This window comes from Trinickia mobilis, from assembly GCF_017315705.1.
GTDB classification, from domain to species: domain Bacteria; phylum Pseudomonadota; class Gammaproteobacteria; order Burkholderiales; family Burkholderiaceae; genus Trinickia_A; species Trinickia_A mobilis.
Genome location: NZ_JAFLRF010000116.1, coordinates 1 through 1,351 on the forward strand (window position 1 = coordinate 1; position 1,351 = coordinate 1,351).

The 1,351-nt window shown below is 53.4% G+C and carries 2 protein-coding genes and 1 pseudogene; 1 reads left to right on the plus strand and 2 read right to left on the minus strand.

The window, feature by feature from the left end:
* Positions 1 to 303 precede the first annotated feature (303 nt).
* Positions 304 to 456 carry a SymE family type I addiction module toxin gene (locus J3489_RS37185; RefSeq protein WP_309491492.1) on the plus strand — a complete coding sequence of 51 codons (153 nt, stop codon included), beginning with the start codon at positions 304 to 306 and terminating at the stop codon, positions 454 to 456.
* Between the two features lie 60 nt (positions 457 to 516).
* Here J3489_RS37185 and J3489_RS37190 read toward each other — a convergent pair whose 3' ends face one another.
* Positions 517 to 717, minus strand: coding sequence for a hypothetical protein (locus tag J3489_RS37190; RefSeq protein WP_207005769.1), 201 nt, complete (start codon positions 715 to 717; stop codon positions 517 to 519).
* Positions 718 to 719: 2 nt separating this feature from the next.
* Positions 720 to 1,351, minus strand: a pseudogene (locus J3489_RS37195) (hypothetical protein); the annotation flags it as partial.

Below are 1,351 nucleotides of genomic sequence, written 5' to 3' on the forward strand. Positions count from 1 at the left end.
GCGACTTCCGGCCGGGGCGGAATGGCTTGCGCCAACGCGCCGATCGGCATTGTCGCTACCCCGGTGAGAATCCATGCCCTCGGTATGTTTCTTAGTGTGCGGTACGTTTTCACAAAATTCTTTGAATCGTTATCCTAAAAATAATACTGGTGTCGTTTCGAATTCTTTCCAGGCTTCGAAAATGCGAGTTCCAAGCCGAGCTGCGATGAACCGCCCCGGTAAGCCAGCCGTCTCCCCCTGGAAGCCCGGCAGCTTGATCAGTGCGGCCAGCCACGGCGGCGGCGCCGAACTCGGCATCGCCACGTGATTGTTCTCCGCGCAGAACCGCACCAGAACCCGTCGCGCTATCCATGGCTCAAGCTCTCGGGACGATGGCTTGAGCAAGCAGGCTTCGATCCCGGCCAGCACGTCAGAATCGAGGCGCAGCACAGCAGGTTCGTCATCACGCCAGTTTGAGCAATTCCATACAGAGCAAACCCGACCGTGGCCGGGTTTGCTCCCAACGACATCAGCTACTCATCTATTTTCAATTTTATCAAGGACTGCTTGAATCCCCTTCATCAGAACTTCCACTTGAGCTATCGAGGCTCCGACCCGAGTCTCGAATTCGAATGCATCAATGCCGTTGCAAACCTCGTTAAGGGCTGCATTGAGTATAAGCAATTCGTCATACCCAAGTTCGATCTCGGCGTTCTTTTCAACTCTATTGACCTTCACAATCACCTCAAGTTGTTGAAATAGTCTTTCCCGTTCTTCGGCTTAAAGGCAGTTCCACCGTCCGCAGCATTCGGATTCCGGATGACCACCACACCAGTTTTATCGTCCCAGTAAGCCGAACGCCCATTGCTCAATTGCTTGCTTGCCGAAGGGTTGCTAAGTATATTTTCTATCTGCTTTGCAAACTGTTGTTTCGTCGTTATTGAGCCGCCAAACTCATTCTGTTCAATCACATGCTTGTCGAACGCATGTCCGTTCGCAATCTGCTCTGCCGCCTGCTGGTTATTTAGCGACGCACTGTTTTTATCGATATTTGAGGCTGTAATTATGTAACCCACCAGCCCCTTGACCTGATCCGGAAGGATCTCCGTAACCAAATCACTGATCTTCTTCGCATCCGGCATCGGAGAGATCAACGAGCGGGGCTTGATGTTCGGATCAAGCTCTGTCGCATTATCGACAATTGTGCCATCGCCCTTCTGCCCGGCCTCTCCCTTATAACCCGGAATGCCCGGCGGAAGCAGTTGCGACGCACCGCCCATCATGCCCTGCATTGGGGGCGCCACCTGATTATTCTCCGCTTCTCTATCACCCGACTCGCGCGCCGTTGTCGAAGCCGAGTTTTCCCCGACGC